Below are 17,424 nucleotides of genomic sequence, written 5' to 3'. Positions count from 1 at the left end.
CGGGACTGCCGCCCGCCGAGATACCCCAGCTCAGTCAGGTCGTCGAACCCACCGAAACCGAGAGGCGACTGCTGGTCGACTGATCCACCCCGCCCACCCGGGACAGTGCCGGCGGCCGGCACAGCACCCCGCCCGGCCTCGGCAACTCCCTCATCGAGGTCGGCAACCGACCCGGCATCCCGCCGCACGTCGACCTCACACCCGTCGAACCGGCCGTGGACGACACCAACAAACGCTGGAACCACGAAACCTGAGCGGGCGCTACCACCTCCGACCAAGTGAACCGTTCACAGGAGGGAAACGTCGCATCACCTGTGAACATGACCCACTGACGTCGACTCCCTAAGTCTGTCCGGGGGAAAAGAACAAGAAAGGAAACATCGGAAAATGGAGAATGTATCCGAGTCGAACACCCGAGTATGGTCAGACGCGCCGAGTTCTGCCGATCAAGCTGTCACTATCAGACTGGATGACGAGTCACCGCACGGTTTCACCGTTTCCAGTGGAACGCTCGGCCCCGTGCACGACAACGCCGAATATGTGAGTGGACTTTCGAATAGTCCTGAGTTCTGGCGGAACCTTGGAAAAATCCTGGATGGCGAGAAGGGGAGTATACGGGCGCAGTTGTCGGCCCATCAAGGGACCACTATAACTATCATTTCTGGGGGTGATGAGGATGTGCCTGAAGTCGGCGTCATACAGGGCTCCCACGATCCGAACGTTCCTGCCGCAAATTGGTCTACTGTGGGCCGTGGATCCTATAAGAAAAATATGGAGAGATTGATTGCTCTAACTGGACAAATTGCAGAAAGCAAGGCGTCATCGGGAATAAAGGTCACTAGTGAAGTGGAGGTTACAAGTGAGCCTTCCTTGGATTCTTCCGAAAAATTTAGGTCGGATGTTATGCCCTGGGGACCCGGTAGTGGTGACACCGCCAGTATACGTCCCGGCTCGGTTCACTCCGACTCCAGTCGAAAAAGCGAGGCGCCTGGGTATGCGGCTGAGTGGAGCAGTGCGATATACGCCAGCTTTATCACTGCCTTGGGTAGGCTAACTTCCAGTATCGGACTGACAGCACGCAAAGAAGAAGCCTCGGGCGAAGCGAGTCACGCCGACGTGATATGGGAGAGGGGGGCTTCCGACGCGCACGATAGAATAAGGCAAGAGATAGCCGCCCACTCCAAGGATAAGGTAGCCGATGCCGAATTTTCGGCGAATTCCTCATCCCTGCGAAACAATGACGCGAATGTCACGTCGCACTTCCCTTCCTCCCCGCTCGGTATCGCGCCCGCTGAGATACCCGATCCGCGTACATCCCAGGCGGAGGCGGTGTCCAATGAAGGAGTGTTGCAGCAAGCGGCGGAAAACATAGTAACCGCCGATGCGATGCAGCACGCGATATACCGCGCAAAAGATGAGGGCGCCCGGCGGGCGGATGCCTCGGGCACCGCTTCCGGTTCCGATGCAGGTAGCGGACTCGCGCAAGAATCTGTACCCGCCGTGCCCAGGCAGACTTCGGAATATCTGCGCCAACAGAATGGCGAAGACAATGCAGACGGTCGGACGAGTGGAACGGCCTCATACGCACCCGCCGCGGTGAGTAGGCGACAGAGCGGTACGAACAGGACGTCTCATAGCCGCTGATCCGGCAACCATCGACCGGTGACGGTGCACAGTTCACGGCCGCCTGTACACCGCGTCAGACCACCTCGCCTGCACCTGAAGTTCCCGTTCAGGGCCAGGGCATAGGACAGGCCTCGCTCCTTCAGGCCGAGCCGCAACGGAGTGCTGACGCCGTAGCCGGCGTCGGCGACCGGGGCCGTCAGCCGCCATTGGGCGAGTGTGTCCAGGAGGCCGAGCGCGAGACGCCCCTTCTCCTGGTGCAGCATGTCGTCGGGAACGCCTGCCCTGCGGCACCGGTCCGGCTCGTCCGGCCACTCACGGGGCAGATACAACTGCCACTCCAACGGCACGATGCGTTGTCGGTGGCGGCATGGGCACTGACCGCGACCTGGCAGTTCGCCCCTGACCGGCAGCGGATCCTACGGCGACTGGTTCATGAACTACTGGTTCACGAACTGCGGCAGAGCCTGCATGTTCCCGTCCGGCAGACGCTCGGCCAGCGGCTGGATCGACTTGCGCCGACCATCGAGCTACCTTGACCCACCACGACGGCCGCACCTTCGCCTGCCAGCTTACTCTGATGCGGAATTAATGCCTTCCTGTCTCTCATGGGCCATGTGGTTCGCTGTCACTCGCAGTGCCGCGCCTTGCATCGCAGTTGACAGGATCATGCTGCATGCCATAAGTGCTCCAACAAACAAGACAGCACGCAGCTTCGAAGTTTGCCCATCCGAAGTCAATCTCTCTAGCAATTGGGCACTGCATGGCAGCCGCTGCCCACTCGTCAACCATGGATTGCGCAATTTCGGTGCGCTTTACAGCTTCTGCTGCTTCCTTGCGTGCTTGATTTCGCTCCTCGCGCACAATCTCAAGGAAGATCGCCTGAAAGACACCGATGACGGCGACCGCACTGCTTGCGACGCATACCGTAGAAGCGATGTCGGCGTTCAGGAATGCCGACTGAGCCATGCACCAGCCGAGCCAGACCAGAGGTGCCCCCCGCGCCGCGACGAGCATGAGCTCGATGTGGACGCCTCTCACTGCTCACCCCTGGGACTGGGATGGACAAGACTGATGTACCCACAGGTGAGGCAACCCGAGCAGCTGCCGTCTGGATTTACAGCGTCGCAAACTCGCCCAGATGCGGTCATACTGAACTTGATCATAACCATACGGCTTCCTGTGAGTGGTTAGCAGCTTGGGAAAGCCGCGGGTCGCTGGACCGACTCAGTCATTGAGTTCCTTCGCTATATCAAATGTGCGAGGGCGAGGGCGGTGGTGTGCGCGGGTCCTCGGTCACAGGGCACGGTCGTAAGTTGCCGAAGCGGCGTTCGATTCGTGCAGTGTGACCGAGATGCTCGTAAGGGTCTTGGATTTCTCGCCCAGTGCGCCAACTTGGACGCGTCCGGCCAGAAGATCTGTTAGTTCTCTGGCCAGCAACTCGATGGAATTATTGATGCTCTTTATTTCCGGCTCAGAATTGAGGTTACGGAGAGTCAAATCATTGACGACAGAGCTCACTTCCTGGCTGGCGAGTTCAATGTCGACCACTACATTGTCGTCGTCCAACTGCTCACGTCGAAAGGTGGCATCCACCACAAACATCGCTCTGTGCAGGCGCTGCGCGGAACCAGAAACTTCACCGGGTGAGTTGTGAGTGATCGCGATGTGATCGCGGACGGTGACACTGAACAACGGGCAGTCCTCCATGATCTAGCGCGTCTGAACGACGGCCAGTTTTTGCCGACACATCGATCAGTGCAACGGCTAAGCAGCTTCAAGGGTTCATTGCGCGTTTTCAGCGTTGGTGCTGCAAGGTGAGGGACGGCGAGAGGGAATGATGACGGGCGGTTGGGGCTGCAACGGGTCCGGCGGAGGATGTGCCAGGATTTCAGTTGCGTCACGCTTCGTTCGCCCGGTGCTTGCGCAGCTGACAGAGTTCGGCTGATCGTTCGTTGCGACGGATCGAGGTCCTGGTGCGGTTATCCGGCCACTGTCTGATCCACGGGTCCGGTCGACCGACCGGCCCTGTCCGCCCGCCCGATGCCGCGACCATCCGTCTCGTCCTGGCCGCCGCGGACGGCGACGCCCTCGACCGCGTTATCGGCGCCTTCCTCCAGGAACGCAAGGCCCCGGCCTCGGAACGAAAGGTCATTGCCGTCGACGGCAAGACACTCCGCGGCCCCGCACCACCGAGGGGACGGCCACTGCCCTGACTCGCGGCGGACGGGTCCTGCACCAACGACAGATCAACGGCGAGAGCAACGAGGTTCCGGCCTTCGCCCCGCTCATGTACAGCATCGACCTGACCGGAGCCGTCATCACGGCGGACGCCCGCACACCCAGCACAACCACGCCACCTACCTGCACGAACGCGGAGCCCACTACCTTGCCGTCGTGAAGCGGAACCGCCCCGCTCTCCACGAGAAGCCTCGCCGTCTGCCCTGGCGCGATGTCCGCCTGGACCATTACGAATGCGGACGGGGCCACCAGCGCGACGAGATCCGCCGCCCGAAGACGGCCTCGTTCGCCCACTTCGACTACCCGCACGCACGCCAGGTCCTCCAGTCGTCCGCCGGAGACGGGACCTGGGCACGGGCACGGGAACGCCGACGATCGAACGGATCTACCTGGTCACGAGCCTGCCGCCCGGAGAGGCCGAAGGCAGCGAACTCGCGGTCTGGGTCCGCGGCCACTGGCGCATCGAGAACCAGTTGCACCACGTCCGCGACCGCACCTTCCACAAGGACGCATCGAAGGTCCGCACCCGCGACCTTCCCCGCGTCATGGCCGGCCTGCGCAACCTCGCCATCAGTATCCATCGGCAGGATGGCCACACCAACATCGCCGCTGCCCTCCGCCGTCCTGCCCGCGACCACTTGCGGCCTCTCACCGCCCTCGGACTCACCCGGCAACCCCGGACACAAGATCACTTCTCAAAGTCCCTGAAGTGGAGTGCATATCGCGCGCTACCCCGAGACCTGCGAGGAACAGCGGCCGAAACCGTAGTGCACGTCGACACCACGATTGCGCCGGTCCAGGACGGCCGGCTCACCGAGCAGATCCATGACGACCTGGACCGGGCAGCCCTCGCCGGCCGAGCACGGTTGATGCCACCTACATCACCCCGGCTCACGTCCTACGCGCCCAGCAGCTCCACGGCATCACGCTGCTCGGCCCAATCGTCATTGACCACAATCGCCAGGCCAAGAACGGCGAGGGCTTCGGGACGTTCACCTTCGCCATCAACCGGGGGAAACAGCAGGCCACCTGCCTGGCCCGCCCCGTCCGCTCCCGGTGCACCCGGATCGTGCTCGCAGCGACATCCTGTCGGCAGCGTCAACACAGGAAGTCACTGCCGCAGAGCGGGTGTTGACGCGTGTTCTGGCGAGTCGACACCTCGAATTCAAGCACCATCATCGGTGCCACTGGCGAGACGTCTCGCGCACTCCCTGTCGCCGCAGGTGCCCCGTCATCGGCGATTTGCGGGAACTGAAGCACGCGGTGAGGAGATCGCCGGTTCCCGTAGTTGGTCTCCGCATCGGTTTACGTCTACGCAGTCAATCCGGGGGTACTCATCCGGCGCCGCCGTCCCGCGCTGTACCGCATGCCCTGCCCAGGGTGCCTGCTCGGTCCCGCCCTGGTGACTGCCGCGCTGTCGGCCACAGCTTCCACACCGTTCGCCGACGCGGCAACGGCTGCCCCGCCGCCCGCGACATATCCTTCGTCGGCGGAACCCGACGCGTCGAACTGCTCACACCGACCTCTCGCACCCTCAAGCCGACCGCCGACCGCCGTCCACGACACGTCCGGCACTGTCGCGAACGCGCAGAACTCGCCTCTCCGACAGTTGACGCTGATTTCCCGCTCGCAGTCGGCCGCATCCTGAACTTCGGTAAGGCCGGAGCTCCGGCAACCGCGTCTTTCGATGACACCAACGACAACAGGGAATGGGTCGTCCTCACATCTGCCGACGGCGCAAATGGCCACTTCACCCACCAGGTCACCGGAGTGGCCACGTCGTGCTACCCGCCGACCGCCGCAGGCTCATCCGGCGGCCGGACCGGCTCCGCGAGCGGGTTCCCACGTGCTTCGCACCGGAGCACTGGAAAGACCGTACGGCCCCGTCTCCCTACTAACCGGGAAACGGGGCCGCACGGCTGCAACGATGTCACGCAATCAACAGGCGGACATCATCCTCAGCGCGCTGAGCGATGTGATGCCGTACCCTGCGTCGCATTCTGTCCCGCACGTCGGCGGGCTCGCGCTTCGGCAGCATAATCAACACTGCCGCTGGAGTATGGCCTTGACGAGGCGCCATAATTGGGATTGTTTGCGGCATATTCCTGGTTCGTCCGATGGTATTCAGCCGCCGCACGCGTCTCGACAGATGCATCCGCCCTATGCTCCGTTGTACCAGATTCCACATACCAGCGCGCGTAGTCCTGGGTGTAACGAGTCTGGCCATCGAGCGCTATGTCCGCGTGCCAGGGCGGTGCTGCGCTCTGGCTTGGCACGGCAGAGGCGTACTGGCTCTGGCTTGACTCGGCAGAGGCGTACTGGCTCTGGTTTGACTGGCTCGGGGCGTACTGGCTCGGGGTGGCGTACTGGCTCTGGTTTGACTGGCTCGGGGCGTACTGGCTCGGGGTGGCGTACTGGCTCTGGTTTGACTGGCTCGGGTAGTCAGACAATTCGGCAACCCGTGTAGCCAGTGAGGCCATAGAGAAGGGCCCCAGCTCAGGATCTCCTTGCTGCTGACGCGCGGGTTTCGTGTGCATGTCGTGCACAAGATCAGCGCCTGTCGCCGCCATAGCCGTCCCGGTCCCAACTCCGCCAAGCGTTTTGGCTATTTGGGATTCCGAGTCGAGGCTGGCGGCGGCCGCGTTGGTCGCTACGGACGCGAGTCGACCCAGACCTGCGAACAGCTTGACGCCGTCGATGTTTTCCCCGCCGAGACGCCTCTTGATCTGCTCGCCAATTTCTACGGCGGCTTTGGTTCCCTGCAGGGAGATTCCTGCGACGTTGAGCCACTTGTCCGCAGGCACTGGCATGAATGGAGCAATGCCCTGTATGGCGCTGGGGGCGATATCGCTGATGGCCTGCAGGACCAGGTCCTTGTGTTCTACCACCCATGCGGCACGCCTGCTGCTCCAGCGGGCGATGTCGTTGTTGGTGTGCGAATAGAACTCGCGGCTGTTCGCGTCGTACACGCCGACCGTGGCGTTTTGCGGAAGAGGGGGAGCTGACTGCGGGATTGGCTGATTCGAGCTAGCTATCCTGGAGTTTTCCGAGTTCCTTCGTCCGTCGGAGGAAATACGGACTGCGGCATAGCTGCTAGCCGTCGACTGAGCGCTGTGCCAGGATTGGTCGCTGGAATTCGAAACAGGCGAACCTGTTGACCCTGTTTGATATGCCGGTGTGGTCATTTCACCGTTCCTTCTGGATGGTGATGTCTCCTTGCGGAGTTTGTGTCGGCACGCTCCTTTGTGTGCCGCCGACCGGATCTATTGCCGGTCTGCCAGTACGACGTTTTGTTCAGAGCTCCGGTTCACTTTCGTTCTCCGGCTGCCATATCCGCGACGGCGACAGTGCTCAGACCGTGTTTGCGATCTGCCGTACCCCGTTGCTGGAGTGGTCGTTGAGCATGCTGTGAGCGGTGCTAGGGCAGATGGCCATCCGGGGCGCCAAGCGGCTCGGCGCGGGGTGGGTTGTCGGCGCAGGCCGTGACCGGGCCCGGCTGGCGACCCTGCCGGGGATCGGCGCCGACGCGACCGTCGCGCTCATCGACGACGCCGAGGCCACCGCGGCGGCGCCGGCCGAGACGGCCGCCGAGATCGATCTGGTCGTGGACTACCTCTGGGACAGGCCCGCCGGTGACGCGATCACGGCGCTGCCACGGGCCCGCGCCGACCGCAGCCGCACGCTGGACTGGATCCAGATCGGCTCCATGGCAGGACCGACCATCGAACTGCCGTCGGTGGCACTGCGTTCGGCGAACTTCCGGTTGCCGGGCAACGGCCAGGGCGCCGTGTCCACCAGGGCGTAACTGGCCGAACTGCCGTCCCTCATCGCAGAGATCGAGGGCGGCGGCATCGCGGTCACCGCCAGGACGATGCCCCTGGCCGAGATCGGGACCGCGTGGACCGAGCCCGAGGTACCGGGCGTACGCACCGTGCTGACGCCCTTAACCACCGTGGTCAGCGGGGTAGTCGGATGGTGAAGACCGTCTCGGTTCCGGGGGAGCTGGTGACGCTGATGCTGCCGCCGTGGGCCTCGGTGAACCGGCGGGCGATGGAGAGGCCGAGGCCGCTGCCGCCGGTGTGCCGGCTGCGGGACTTCTCGGCGCGCCAGAACCGGTCGAAGACATGCGGCAGGTCCTCCGGACCGATGCCGGAACCGGTGTCGCTGACCTGGATCAGGACGGTGTTCGCGGTGCGGCGGGACCGCACGGTGACACTGCCGCCGGGGGGAGTGTGACGTACGGCGTTGGACACCAGGTTGCCGACGGCCTGGCGCAGCCGCATGGGGTCCGCGTACAGCTCGGTGTCACCGTCGGTGCGGACGTCCAGGGTGATGCGCGCGCTCTGGGCCTGGCCGCCGTGGGCGGTGGCGACGTGGTGCAGGAGGTCGCCCGCGTCCAGGAGCTCACGGTGCAGCTGGAGCGTGCCGGCCTCGGCCGCCGCCAGGTCCCGGAGGTCGTCGATGATGTGCTGGAGCAGCAGGGTCTCCTCCAGCAGCACCGAGGTCACGTCGTCGTCCGGGGTGAGCACACCGTCCTGGGTGGCTTCCAGCCAGCTGCGGATGGTGCTCAGCGGTGTCCGCAGTTCGTGGGCGATGTCGCTGACCATGGCCTTGCGCTGCGCTTCGGTGCGTTCCCGGTGCTCGGAGAGGTCGTTGAAGGCGGCGGTGAGGCGGCCGATCTCGTCGCTGGTGGTCACCGGGACGCGGAGCTGCGGGCGGTCCGGGTTCCGTACGGCGCTGGTGAGCGCGCGCAGCGGTCTGACCAGGCGGACGCCGATCACCACGGTCACGGTCATGGTGAGCACGAGGACGAGGGCGACGACCCCGATGATGCGGATGGTGTTGGCCTGCGACAGGTCGAAGCCCGGAATCGCCGATCCGGCCGGTTCACTGACGAACAGCTGTGCCGCCGGGGCGACGTAGGCGGCGAGCTGTTCCCGGCGGCTGGAGTTGACACAGTTCTGCGCGGCCGGAGTGTCGGCGTCGCCCGGCTTGTAAGAGAGCGTGAGGTCGAGTACCACGGCGGGCCGGCCCTGATGTGTCAGGCAGTTCCTGATCAGCTTGTTGAGGCTGTCGAGAGCCTTCAACTCGCCCCGTGTCGTGAGTGCGAGCTGGAGCGTGGATTCGCATTTTGCCAGGGCATAGGCCTCCTTGGTGCCGTCGTCGGTCTCGATGCTGGGGTGACCGCTGAGCGAGACGGAGACCTTGGCGGGGAAGCCGAGCTTGCGGATACAGTCCCTGAGCGTGTTCGCGCTCCTGAGGAGATCCTGGCGCTGTGCGGCGGAAAGCCGGAACGGGCCGAGGGCACGGGGGGCGATACGGTCGGCGCCGGCGTCGGGGAACAACGCGGGGTCGACCTGGAGCGGGTCGATGACCGCAAACGCACGGTCGGGCAGCGGCGACGTGCCGGGCGCGGAGTCCGCGATCGTCCGGCGGCCGTGGTCCTGGGCGGTGAGGGTGATACGCCGGTTGGTCCGGTCGGCGAGCTGGTTGATCGTCCGTGTGACTCCGTCCCAACTCGGGTGGACGGCGGCGTACTCGGTGAGCATCTTGTAGATGTCCGTGTCGTCGGAGAGGACCTGCCCCTGCTCCTGGCGGATCGCGCTGGTGGTGGTCCGTACCGCAAGCCAGGCGGTGGCGGTGATCGCGCAGAGGGCGACGAGAAGCGAGGAAGCCAGCAGCCTGACCAGCAGACTCCTGCGCAGTGGCACCCTGGTCTCGGGGGTCTCGGGGGTCTCGGGGGTCTCGGGGGTCTCGGCGTGCACCGCGGGCTCAGTGCGCATGGTGGCTTTCGGGGCCGTCAGCCATCTTGTAGCCGACCCCGAAGACGGTCAGCAGGAGGACCGGCTGCTTCGGGTCGGCTTCGAGCTTCTTGCGCAGGTTCAGGATGTGCACGTCGATGGAGCGCTCGGTGATGAAGCGGTCGGACCCGCGGGTCCGGGTCAGCAACTGCTGCCGGGTGAAGACCCGTTCGGGCTCGGCGGCCATGACCGCCAGGACCTCGAACTCCCCGGGGGTGCATTCCACCTGCCGCCCGCCGAGGTGGACGGTGTGCCGGACCGGATCCACCGAGAGGGCGCCGGCCCGCAGGACCGGGTCGGTCGGCCGGCGGTCGTCCGGGACGGCGATGGCGCCGGTACGCCGGCTGCGCCTCAGCAGGGTGCGGATACGGGCCATCAGCTCACGGGGGCTGTAGGGCTTGGTCATGTAGTCGTCGGCGCCGAGGTCGAGGCCGAGCAGCAGGTCCTCCTCGGTGGCGCGGGCGGTCAGTATCAGTACCGGGAGGCCGGACGACTCCCCCCGCAGAATGCGGCAGACGTCCAGGCCGTCGACCACCGGCATCATCACGTCGAGGACGAGCAGATCGGGCGGTCGGCGGCGGGCCTCGTCGATCGCGGCACGCCCGTCGTGCACCACAAGGGCGGTGTGACCCTCGCGTTCCAGATAGCGCCGGATCACCGTGGCCTGTCTGACGTCGTCCTCGGCCACCAGGACATGTGCGCACATGCTGCCGACCTTAGGGCGGAGCGCTGCGATTCAGACAGGTTTTTGATGGCAGCCTGACAAGATCCTCATATCGCTCGGCCATGGTGGCCGCCATGCCGAACATCAATGACCGGCCAGGCCTTGATGCTGTGGCCGCAGACCTGTCCCGGGTCCGTCCGGTAGCCGGTTCGTCCTCGATCGCCGCCGGACGGCCCCTGTGCCTTGTCCTCGATCGCCGGACGGGCTGCAATCAGCCCGTCCGGCGATCGAGGACACAGCGCGGCCGAAGACTGTGCAACCCGGCGAACCAATGCGGCCACAGCACCAGGTCCCAATCCGTCGCGTTGGCCGCCCTCCGGGTGGTGGCGATTTTCGCGCTCAAGGCGTGCGGTGGCGGCTCCTCCGGTGCGGGCAAGACCGGTGACACCGACGTGGCCTCGATCTCCAGCCCGGCCGCGAGCGCCGGATCGGCCGGGTCGAGCGCCGACCCCGGCTCCGGCCGCCCTCAACCGCCCCTCGACGGCTGCGAGGAGGAAACCCGCATGACGCGGATGACTTCCGCGAATGGATCAGGTGCATGAACTCCAAAGGGCTCCAGGTTGGCGGGCTGCCCGACAACGCGGGCTGGCACTACGCCTCCAACAACCAGCCGGCCGATTCGGACGAAATCGCGTGCAGTTGCCGGCTGGAGGCATTCAGTGCGAAGAAGTGAGCAGGCTCAGGCCGACGAGCCGCCCGGCAGCGCGGCGCCGGGAAAAGCGCGGAAACGGGTCGTCATCGCGGTGGCCGCACTGCTCACGGCAGGCGTGGTGGGGGTCAGCCTGGCCGGCATGAGGAGTGATGGGAAGCCGTCGGGCGCCGCGGCGAGCGGTGCGCCCCGGGTGAGCACCGTCGCGGTGGTCAGGACCGACCTGTCCAGCACCCTTTCGCTGAACGGAACCCTGGGCTACGGCAGGACCGTATCGGTGAAGGGCGGCAAGGACGGCCTGGTCACCCAGCTGCCGGCGGTGGGGGCCAAGGTGTCCAGGGGCAGGTCCCTGTACCGGCTGGACGATCGTCCGGTGCCGGTGTTCTACGGGACCACACCGCTGTTCCGCCCCCTGGACACCAGGGGTCTCATGGGCAGGGACGTCAAGGTGGTCGCGGACAACCTCAGGGCGCTCGGCTACGACATCGGGGCCCAGCCGGCGTCTGGCAGTTGGGTCGCGCAGCGGCCGGAGCGGACCGGCGCCGCGAGCGCATCGCCGTCCCCGTCGCCCTTGCCCTCGCCCTCGCCCTCGCCGTCCTACGTCCGGGTCAAGCCCGGCGAGGGGGTGCTCACCGCCTCCCTGATCGCGGTGGTCAAGCGGTGGCAGACCCAGGTCGGTATGCCCTCCACCGGGGTCCTCGGCGCCGGCGACGTGGCGGTGCTGCCGGGCGAGGTACGGGTCGGTGCCGTACAGGCGCAGCCCGGCGACCCGGCCACCGGGACGCTGATGTCGGTCACCGGTACCGCCAAGTCGGTGTCGGTGGCGCTGGACGCGACCGACGTCGACTCGGTCCAGCAGGGTGACAAGGCGACCGTGACGCTGCCCGACAACTCCGAGGCCCATGGCGCCGTCTCTGCCATCAGCTCGGATGCCCAGGCCTCCTCCGACCAGGCAGGCGGTGACTCCGGCGGCACACCGCAGCTGGTGGTGACCGTCTCGCTGGACAGCACGGCGGCGGTGCGCCGCCTCAACTCCGCACCCGTACGAGTGCAGTTCACCGGGCAGACCAAGAAGGGCGTACTGGCCGTGCCGGTCGGCGCGCTGCTCGCGCTGAGCGGCGGCGGTTACGCGCTCCAGCTCCCCGGCGGCCGTCTGCTGGCCGTCGAGACGGGGATGTTCGCCAAGGGACTGGTGGAAGTGAGCGGCACCGGCATCACCGCGGGCACCAAGGTGGCAACGGCCTCATGACCGACCGCACACGTCCGGTACTCACCGTCCGCAACGCGAGCATGGCGTATCCCGGCGGGGTCAACGCGCTGGACGATGTCTCGCTGGCCATCGAGACCGGTGAACTGCTGGCCATCGTCGGACCTTCCGGGTCCGGCAAGTCCACTCTGCTGAACATCATGGGCACCCTGGACCGGCCGACGAGCGGCACCGTGGAGATCGGCGGCCGGGACGTTTCCTCGCTCTCCGACCGGCGGCTGTCTGCGCTGCGCGGCCGCTGGCTCGGCTTCGTCTTCCAGCAGTTCCATCTCACCGAGGGGCTGACCGCAGCCGAGAACGTCGCCACCGGTCTGCTCTACGCGGGTGTGCCGCGTGGCCGGCGCCGTCCGCTGGCGCTGGAGGCGCTGGCCCGGGTCGGCCTGGCGCACCGGGCCGGACACCTCTCGCACCAGCTCTCCGGCGGTGAACGCCAGCGCGTCGCCATCGCCCGGGCCCTGGTCAACAGCCCCGCGCTGGTACTCGCCGACGAGCCCACCGGCGCGCTGGACACCGCCAACGGACGGGCCGTCCTTGAACTGCTGACCGAGCTGAACGACGAGGGCACCACCATCGCGATCATCACCCACGACCGGGACATCGCCGAGCGGCTGCCCCGCCGGGTGGAGATCCTCGACGGGCGTCTCGTCGCCGACACGTATGAGGAGTCATGAACACCACCGTCACCGAGGCGAACAGCAGGCCGGTACGGCTGGCCCCGCTGGACCTCCTGGGGCTGGGTCTGCTCGGCATCCGTACCCGGAAGATGCGAGCCGCGCTGTCGGCCCTTGGCATCTCGATCGGCATCGCCACCATGATCGTCGTCACCGGCATCCCGGCCTCCAGCCAGAAGGCGCTGCTGAACGAGCTCTCGGCGATGGGCACCAACATGCTCCAGGCGCAGCCGGTCCCCAATCCGAAATCACCGGTCCTGCTCCCGTCGGAATCGGTGGACATGGTCCGCCGTATCGGTCCGGTCACCATGGCCAGTGCCGTCGCCAACACCCATGCCACCGTGCGCCGTTCGGACCGTGTCGACCCCAGCGACTACGCCGGACTGACCATCCTGGCCAGCGAGGTCAACCTGCTCCCGGCCATCAACGCCGAGGTACGGTCGGGCCGCTTCCTCAACACGGCCACCGAGAGGTTCCCCACCGCGGTGCTCGGTTCGGTCGCCGCCACCCGGCTCGGCTTCGCGAAGCTGAACGACCGGGGACCCGCCCCGCAGATCTACATCAACGACCGCTGGTTCACGGTCATCGGCATCCTTGCCCGGACCCCGCTCTCCCCCGACATCGACCGCTCGGTACTCGTCGGATGGGACGCCGCCAGCGCCCAGTTGAAGTTCGACGGACACCCCACGGTGATCTACATCAAGGCCAGGGAATCCGCCATGGAGGCGGTCCGGGGCGTGCTGCCCGCCACGGTCTACCCGCAACTGCCCGGCATGGTCCAGATCAGCCGCCCGTCCGACGCGCTGGCCGCGAAGCGCGCCACCCAGACCACCTTCTCCGCCCTCTTCCTGGGACTCGCCGGAGTCGCGCTGCTGGTCGGCGGTATCGGAGTGGCCAACACCATGGTCATCTCGGTCCTCGAACGCCGCCGTGAGATCGGCCTGCGCCGCGCGCTGGGCGCCAACCGGGGCCAGATCCGCGGCCAGTTCCTCACCGAGTCCGTCGTACTGTCCGCGCTCGGCGGCGTGGCCGGTACGGTCCTCGGCGTCCTGGCCACCGTCGGCTACGCCACCTACCAGCACTGGCCGCCGGTCGTCCCGCTCACCTCGGTGGCGGAAGGGTTCGGTGGCGCCGTACTCGTCGGTATGGTCGCCGGTGTCTACCCGTCCATCAGGGCCGCCCGCCTCACTCCCACCGAGGCCCTCGCGTCAGCATGAACGACATGAACGAAGGGCGTTGGGCCGTTGGACGGCCCAACGCCCTTGCGTACACGCCTACTTCTGGAAGGCCTTCACCTGGCAGGCGATTTCGTTCTCCGCGAAGTGCGGAGGATTCGGCTGGCTCTGGTCGAAGGAGTAGTCGGAGCCGCCGGGGGCCATGGTGGCCCTGATGCCGTGGGCGTTGAGGCACTTCACCATGACCCGCAGGTTGTCGGAGTAGTCCGGATTCTTGGCCGGGTCCAGCTCCGGCGGCGTAATCGGCTCCTTGGACGCGCAGGCCTTTGCTCCGGCCTTCTCGGCCGGGGTGGTCGGCGCCCCCTTCAGGGGCCCGCCCTTCGCCTTCAGGCAGGCGTACCAGCTGTCCCACATCCGGTCGCTCTCCTCGGCGGAGCTGTCCAGCCGGATAACGGGGCGGCCGGCGTCGGGGTCCGTCGTCCGCGTCGGTGTCACATCTGCCTTGCTCGGGCTCGCGATCGAGGCGACATCGCTGTCGCCGGCACCGCTTCTGTCACTCCCGCTGCCCGAGCCGCCGCCACCGCACGCGGTGAGGACGACAAGGCCCGTTGCGCCGATGGCGGTGAACAGGGCTGCCCGCGCGGAGCGGCCGGGAACCGGCCAACTGCGATGAGAGGGGTTCGTCATGGCGGCCACTGTGGCCGAACCATATGAGGATCCTGTCAGATTGCTGACAAGGGCCTGTCTGAAACCGATCGGGCAGCCGGCCCCGGGCCCCCGTACGAATAGTCGGTTGCCGACAGGCAGGGTGCCCGGCAACGGCGTAGCCACCGCGATCGGTCGTGGGCCGCCCACGACCGATGGGACAGAACTGATGTCGGCTTTCGCGGCGGCTGTGCTCTTGGGCATCGCCTTCATCATCCACGCCACCGAAACGTCGACCGACGCGTTCTTCAGTTCGACGAGCCTGCTGATTTACGACGACCTCGCCACCTGTCGCCTCGCTCCGGCCGAGCACGTGGTGGATACTGCCTACCTCGCTCCCGCCCACATTGAGTGGGCCCAGCGCGTCCACGGCATCACCCTGCTCGGCCCGCTCCTCGCCGACAACAGCCGCCAGGCCAAAGCAGCGTCGGGCCTCGACAAGGCCGCCTTCACCATCGACTGGAACAACGAGCAGGCCATCTGTCCGCGCGGCGCGACGAGTGCGTCCTGGACCAAGCTGAGTATCTCCGGCCATACATACCTGCAGGCCCGCTTCGCCGAGAGTGACTGCCGACTCCGCCCGGACCGCGCCCGGTGCACTTCATCCGCACTCGCCCCCGCTCCGTCGCAGTCCTGCCACGGACACTGCACGCCATCCAGACACGCGCGACCGGCTCGACCAGCAGACCGAACAGTGGCAGCGTCGGTACGCGATCCGCGCCGGCATCGAGGCAACCCTCTCGCAGAACGTACGAGCTCATCGGGACGCCGGGCATCACACTTCCGAAGTCTGTGCAACACAGCCGGATTCGCCAGCACCTGACCGCCCAAGATCAGCAATAGAGTCATGCCGCTGCTTTTGCCGTATTCGTAGGCTGCTTAGGAACTGGTGCCGGGGTGGTGCGGTGTCGAAGTGGTGACATTCAGCGGGTCGGCCGTGGTGTCTGCCGCTCGAAGGACCGGGTGTTGCTGGTGGCGACGTACTGGCGTACGAACCTCACGTTGCGGCAGGTGGCGCCCTTGTTCGAAAGTCTCGAAGTCCGCAGCGGACAGAAAACTGGACGACCTCGTACCGCTGCCGGCCATCTCCTCGGCCGACCGGCCACGCAAGGACACCGCCTACATGTCGATGGCACCCTGGCCACCATCGCCTTCACCGGCGACGACCACCTCGAACGCACCCTCCGCCGCATCCAACACCACCTACTACAACTGAGCCACCATCCGACAACCTCCCGAAAAAATCAGTAGGGAACAGCGGCTGCCGTCTTGGGAGCGGTGGCCAGCCGCAGTCCGACCTCCACGAGGGTCCAGCCGAGGCGGATCCGAATGTCCCGGGGACGCCGGGCCGCAGCGGCAAGACGGTGAGCGTCGGCTTCGGCACGGAGTTCGGCGACGCGGGCGTGGTGCATCTCGGGGTACATCGGGCGGTGACTTCTCGGTCCGTCGTGAGGGGAATGCGCGTGTGTGGATGCATACCTGAGCGGTGTCTGCGGCGCTTTCGTCGGTGGCTCGGTCGCGGTAGGTGTCGATGAGTGCGCTTCTCGACGAGTCCTTTAGTGCGTTCGGGCGTCAGCCGTAGCATCGCGCTACTCATGTCCCAGGTGCGGTTCAACTCTTCGGGGCATCCGTGGCGATTGCCGAGCCAGGTCGACAGGTTTCGGGTCTGGGTGGCCACGACCTCATCGAGGTATGCGTCGGCGGCTCCGCGAACGCCGGGGTTGGTGTCTATCAGTAGCGCGTCGTCGAGACGCAGGCCCTGGTGAGCCGCCTTCCCGCACCGTTCCCGGCCTTTACCCCGCTCGGGGGCGTCTTCGATGAAACGGTGGGCAGCGAGCTGTCCCAGGTGTTAGCTGGTAGCGCCGCTTGACTCACTTGTTTTCTCAGCGACCGTGTGCAGGGTTCGTTGCAACGCGTTGTGTGTAGACCAGGCTTCCGGCAATCCGGCTGAAGTAACCTCATATCCACCCGACATGAAACCCGCGACCGCAGACCCGGCGAACCTGAGTGGTCACAGCACTAGCGATGCTGTGACCAACCGTGACGTCGTTTGCGCGCATAGGATGACGGTACGCAGGCAGGGTTGGCAGTCATGACCGCGACTGCCAACCCCCTACAGGTCCCGCTGCGATCGGTGCCGCTGCCGGATCGTCTTTCTACGGGAGGTTGACACCTGCGGTGTACGTACCGGCGCTGTCGGCGGTGACCTGCACCTGATAACCGCTGACCGGTCCCACGTAGGAGAGCGTCTTGTCGGACCCACCGCTCGGTGCGGTGGCGACGGTTTCCTGGCCGCCGGGGACGAGTCGTACCAGCTTCAGGCCGTAGTCGGTGCCGTCCGGACCGTCGAGGCAGACGTCGATCGTGCCCGTCTGCAGGGATATGACGTATCGCCAGGGCAGTGACGTTTCGCCGGCTGCCGCTGGGCGGGTCCGGACGTGCTCGTATCCGGAGCAGTCGGACGTCGATGCGGCAGCCGGCTGTGCGAGAGCAACCGTTCCGGCCAGGATTCCTGCGGTCATGGCCATGGCCATGACGGGGTGCTTCTTCATTTCGTGCCTCCATACC

At 66.1% G+C, this 17,424-nt stretch carries 18 protein-coding genes and 1 pseudogene; 8 read left to right on the top strand and 11 right to left on the bottom strand.

The annotated features are described in order from the left end of the window. The 6 genes from ACH4DZ_RS44535 to ACH4DZ_RS44510 form a co-directional block, all read right to left on the bottom strand. Positions 1–245: hypothetical protein (locus ACH4DZ_RS44535; RefSeq protein ID WP_398295514.1), on the bottom strand; the 245-nt coding region annotated here is incomplete at its 3' end. 1,386 nt (positions 246–1,631) lie between these two features. Further along, positions 1,632–1,973 (bottom strand): transposase, encoded by a 342-nt coding sequence (locus ACH4DZ_RS44530; RefSeq protein WP_398295513.1) that lies wholly within the window; start codon positions 1,971–1,973, stop codon positions 1,632–1,634. Between the two features lie 256 nt (positions 1,974–2,229). Then, positions 2,230–2,640 (bottom strand): hypothetical protein, encoded by a 411-nt coding sequence (locus ACH4DZ_RS44525; protein WP_398295511.1) that lies wholly within the window; start codon positions 2,638–2,640, stop codon positions 2,230–2,232. A gap of 279 nt (positions 2,641–2,919) precedes the next feature. Next, positions 2,920–3,318 (bottom strand): 6-pyruvoyl trahydropterin synthase family protein, encoded by a 399-nt coding sequence (locus tag ACH4DZ_RS44520; protein WP_398295510.1) that lies wholly within the window; start codon positions 3,316–3,318, stop codon positions 2,920–2,922. Positions 3,319–4,762: 1,444 nt separating this feature from the next. Next, a complete protein-coding gene (locus tag ACH4DZ_RS44515) occupies positions 4,763–4,969 on the bottom strand; it encodes a hypothetical protein (protein ID WP_398295508.1) in 207 nt (68 codons plus the stop codon). Between the two features lie 853 nt (positions 4,970–5,822). Next, positions 5,823–7,049, bottom strand: coding sequence for a hypothetical protein (locus ACH4DZ_RS44510; RefSeq protein ID WP_398295506.1), 1,227 nt, complete (start codon positions 7,047–7,049; stop codon positions 5,823–5,825). 230 nt (positions 7,050–7,279) lie between these two features. On the opposite strand from ACH4DZ_RS44510, the gene ACH4DZ_RS44505 reads away from it, so the two are divergent. Further along, positions 7,280–7,669 carry a hypothetical protein gene (locus ACH4DZ_RS44505; RefSeq protein ID WP_398295504.1) on the top strand — a complete coding sequence of 130 codons (390 nt, stop codon included), beginning with the start codon at positions 7,280–7,282 and terminating at the stop codon, positions 7,667–7,669. A 151-nt stretch (positions 7,670–7,820) separates the two neighbouring features. On the opposite strand, the gene ACH4DZ_RS44500 is transcribed toward ACH4DZ_RS44505, so the two are convergent. Both ACH4DZ_RS44500 and ACH4DZ_RS44495 read right to left on the bottom strand, forming a co-directional pair. Further along, on the bottom strand, positions 7,821–9,647 hold the full coding sequence (locus ACH4DZ_RS44500; RefSeq protein ID WP_398295502.1) for a sensor histidine kinase: 1,827 nt from the start codon (positions 9,645–9,647) through the stop codon (positions 7,821–7,823). After that, positions 9,637–10,371, bottom strand: coding sequence for a response regulator transcription factor (locus ACH4DZ_RS44495; RefSeq protein ID WP_398295500.1), 735 nt, complete (start codon positions 10,369–10,371; stop codon positions 9,637–9,639). The genes ACH4DZ_RS44500 and ACH4DZ_RS44495 overlap by 11 nt, the downstream gene beginning before the upstream one ends. Positions 10,372–10,712: 341 nt before the next feature. On the opposite strand from ACH4DZ_RS44495, the gene ACH4DZ_RS44490 reads away from it, so the two are divergent. Genes ACH4DZ_RS44490 through ACH4DZ_RS44470 form a run of 5 tightly spaced genes read left to right on the top strand, consistent with a single transcriptional unit; the run spans position 10,713 to position 14,193 of the window. Then, entirely contained in the window at positions 10,713–10,931 is a 219-nt protein-coding gene (locus ACH4DZ_RS44490; protein WP_398295498.1) for a hypothetical protein, read from the top strand. Further along, positions 10,928–11,062, top strand: coding sequence for a hypothetical protein (locus ACH4DZ_RS44485; RefSeq protein WP_398295496.1), 135 nt, complete (start codon positions 10,928–10,930; stop codon positions 11,060–11,062). Before ACH4DZ_RS44490 ends, ACH4DZ_RS44485 begins: the two co-directional genes overlap by 4 nt. Then, the gene (locus tag ACH4DZ_RS44480; RefSeq protein ID WP_398295495.1) at positions 11,049–12,287 is read left to right on the top strand and encodes a hypothetical protein; all 1,239 of its coding nucleotides are present in this window, start codon (positions 11,049–11,051) and stop codon (positions 12,285–12,287) included. Before ACH4DZ_RS44485 ends, ACH4DZ_RS44480 begins: the two co-directional genes overlap by 14 nt. Beyond that, complete coding sequence (locus tag ACH4DZ_RS44475; protein ID WP_398295493.1) at positions 12,284–12,976, top strand: ABC transporter ATP-binding protein; 693 nt, start codon at positions 12,284–12,286, stop codon at positions 12,974–12,976. Before ACH4DZ_RS44480 ends, ACH4DZ_RS44475 begins: the two co-directional genes overlap by 4 nt. Continuing rightward, on the top strand, positions 12,973–14,193 hold the full coding sequence (locus ACH4DZ_RS44470) for an ABC transporter permease (RefSeq protein WP_398295491.1): 1,221 nt from the start codon (positions 12,973–12,975) through the stop codon (positions 14,191–14,193). Before ACH4DZ_RS44475 ends, ACH4DZ_RS44470 begins: the two co-directional genes overlap by 4 nt. Before the next feature lie 57 nt (positions 14,194–14,250). Here ACH4DZ_RS44470 and ACH4DZ_RS44465 read toward each other — a convergent pair whose 3' ends face one another. Continuing rightward, positions 14,251–14,838 carry a hypothetical protein gene (locus ACH4DZ_RS44465; protein ID WP_398295489.1) on the bottom strand — a complete coding sequence of 196 codons (588 nt, stop codon included), beginning with the start codon at positions 14,836–14,838 and terminating at the stop codon, positions 14,251–14,253. A 187-nt stretch (positions 14,839–15,025) separates the two neighbouring features. On the opposite strand from ACH4DZ_RS44465, the gene ACH4DZ_RS44460 reads away from it, so the two are divergent. Both ACH4DZ_RS44460 and ACH4DZ_RS44455 read left to right on the top strand, forming a co-directional pair. Then, entirely contained in the window at positions 15,026–15,679 is a 654-nt protein-coding gene (locus ACH4DZ_RS44460) for a hypothetical protein (protein WP_398295487.1), read from the top strand. A gap of 106 nt (positions 15,680–15,785) precedes the next feature. Continuing rightward, positions 15,786–15,996, top strand: a pseudogene (locus ACH4DZ_RS44455) (transposase family protein); the annotation flags it as partial. A gap of 104 nt (positions 15,997–16,100) precedes the next feature. Here ACH4DZ_RS44455 and ACH4DZ_RS44450 read toward each other — a convergent pair. After that, positions 16,101–16,280, bottom strand: coding sequence for a hypothetical protein (locus ACH4DZ_RS44450; RefSeq protein ID WP_398295485.1), 180 nt, complete (start codon positions 16,278–16,280; stop codon positions 16,101–16,103). A 732-nt stretch (positions 16,281–17,012) separates the two neighbouring features. Further along, positions 17,013–17,408, bottom strand: coding sequence for a hypothetical protein (locus ACH4DZ_RS44445; protein ID WP_398295483.1), 396 nt, complete (start codon positions 17,406–17,408; stop codon positions 17,013–17,015). Positions 17,409–17,424: the final 16 nt, after the last annotated feature.

Source organism: Streptomyces sp. NPDC017991, assembly GCF_044328075.1.
In the GTDB taxonomy this organism is placed as follows: Bacteria; Actinomycetota; Actinomycetes; order Streptomycetales; family Streptomycetaceae; genus Streptomyces.
The sequence above is the reverse complement of the archived record's forward strand: the minus strand, read 5'-3'. Positions and strand labels throughout refer to the sequence as shown.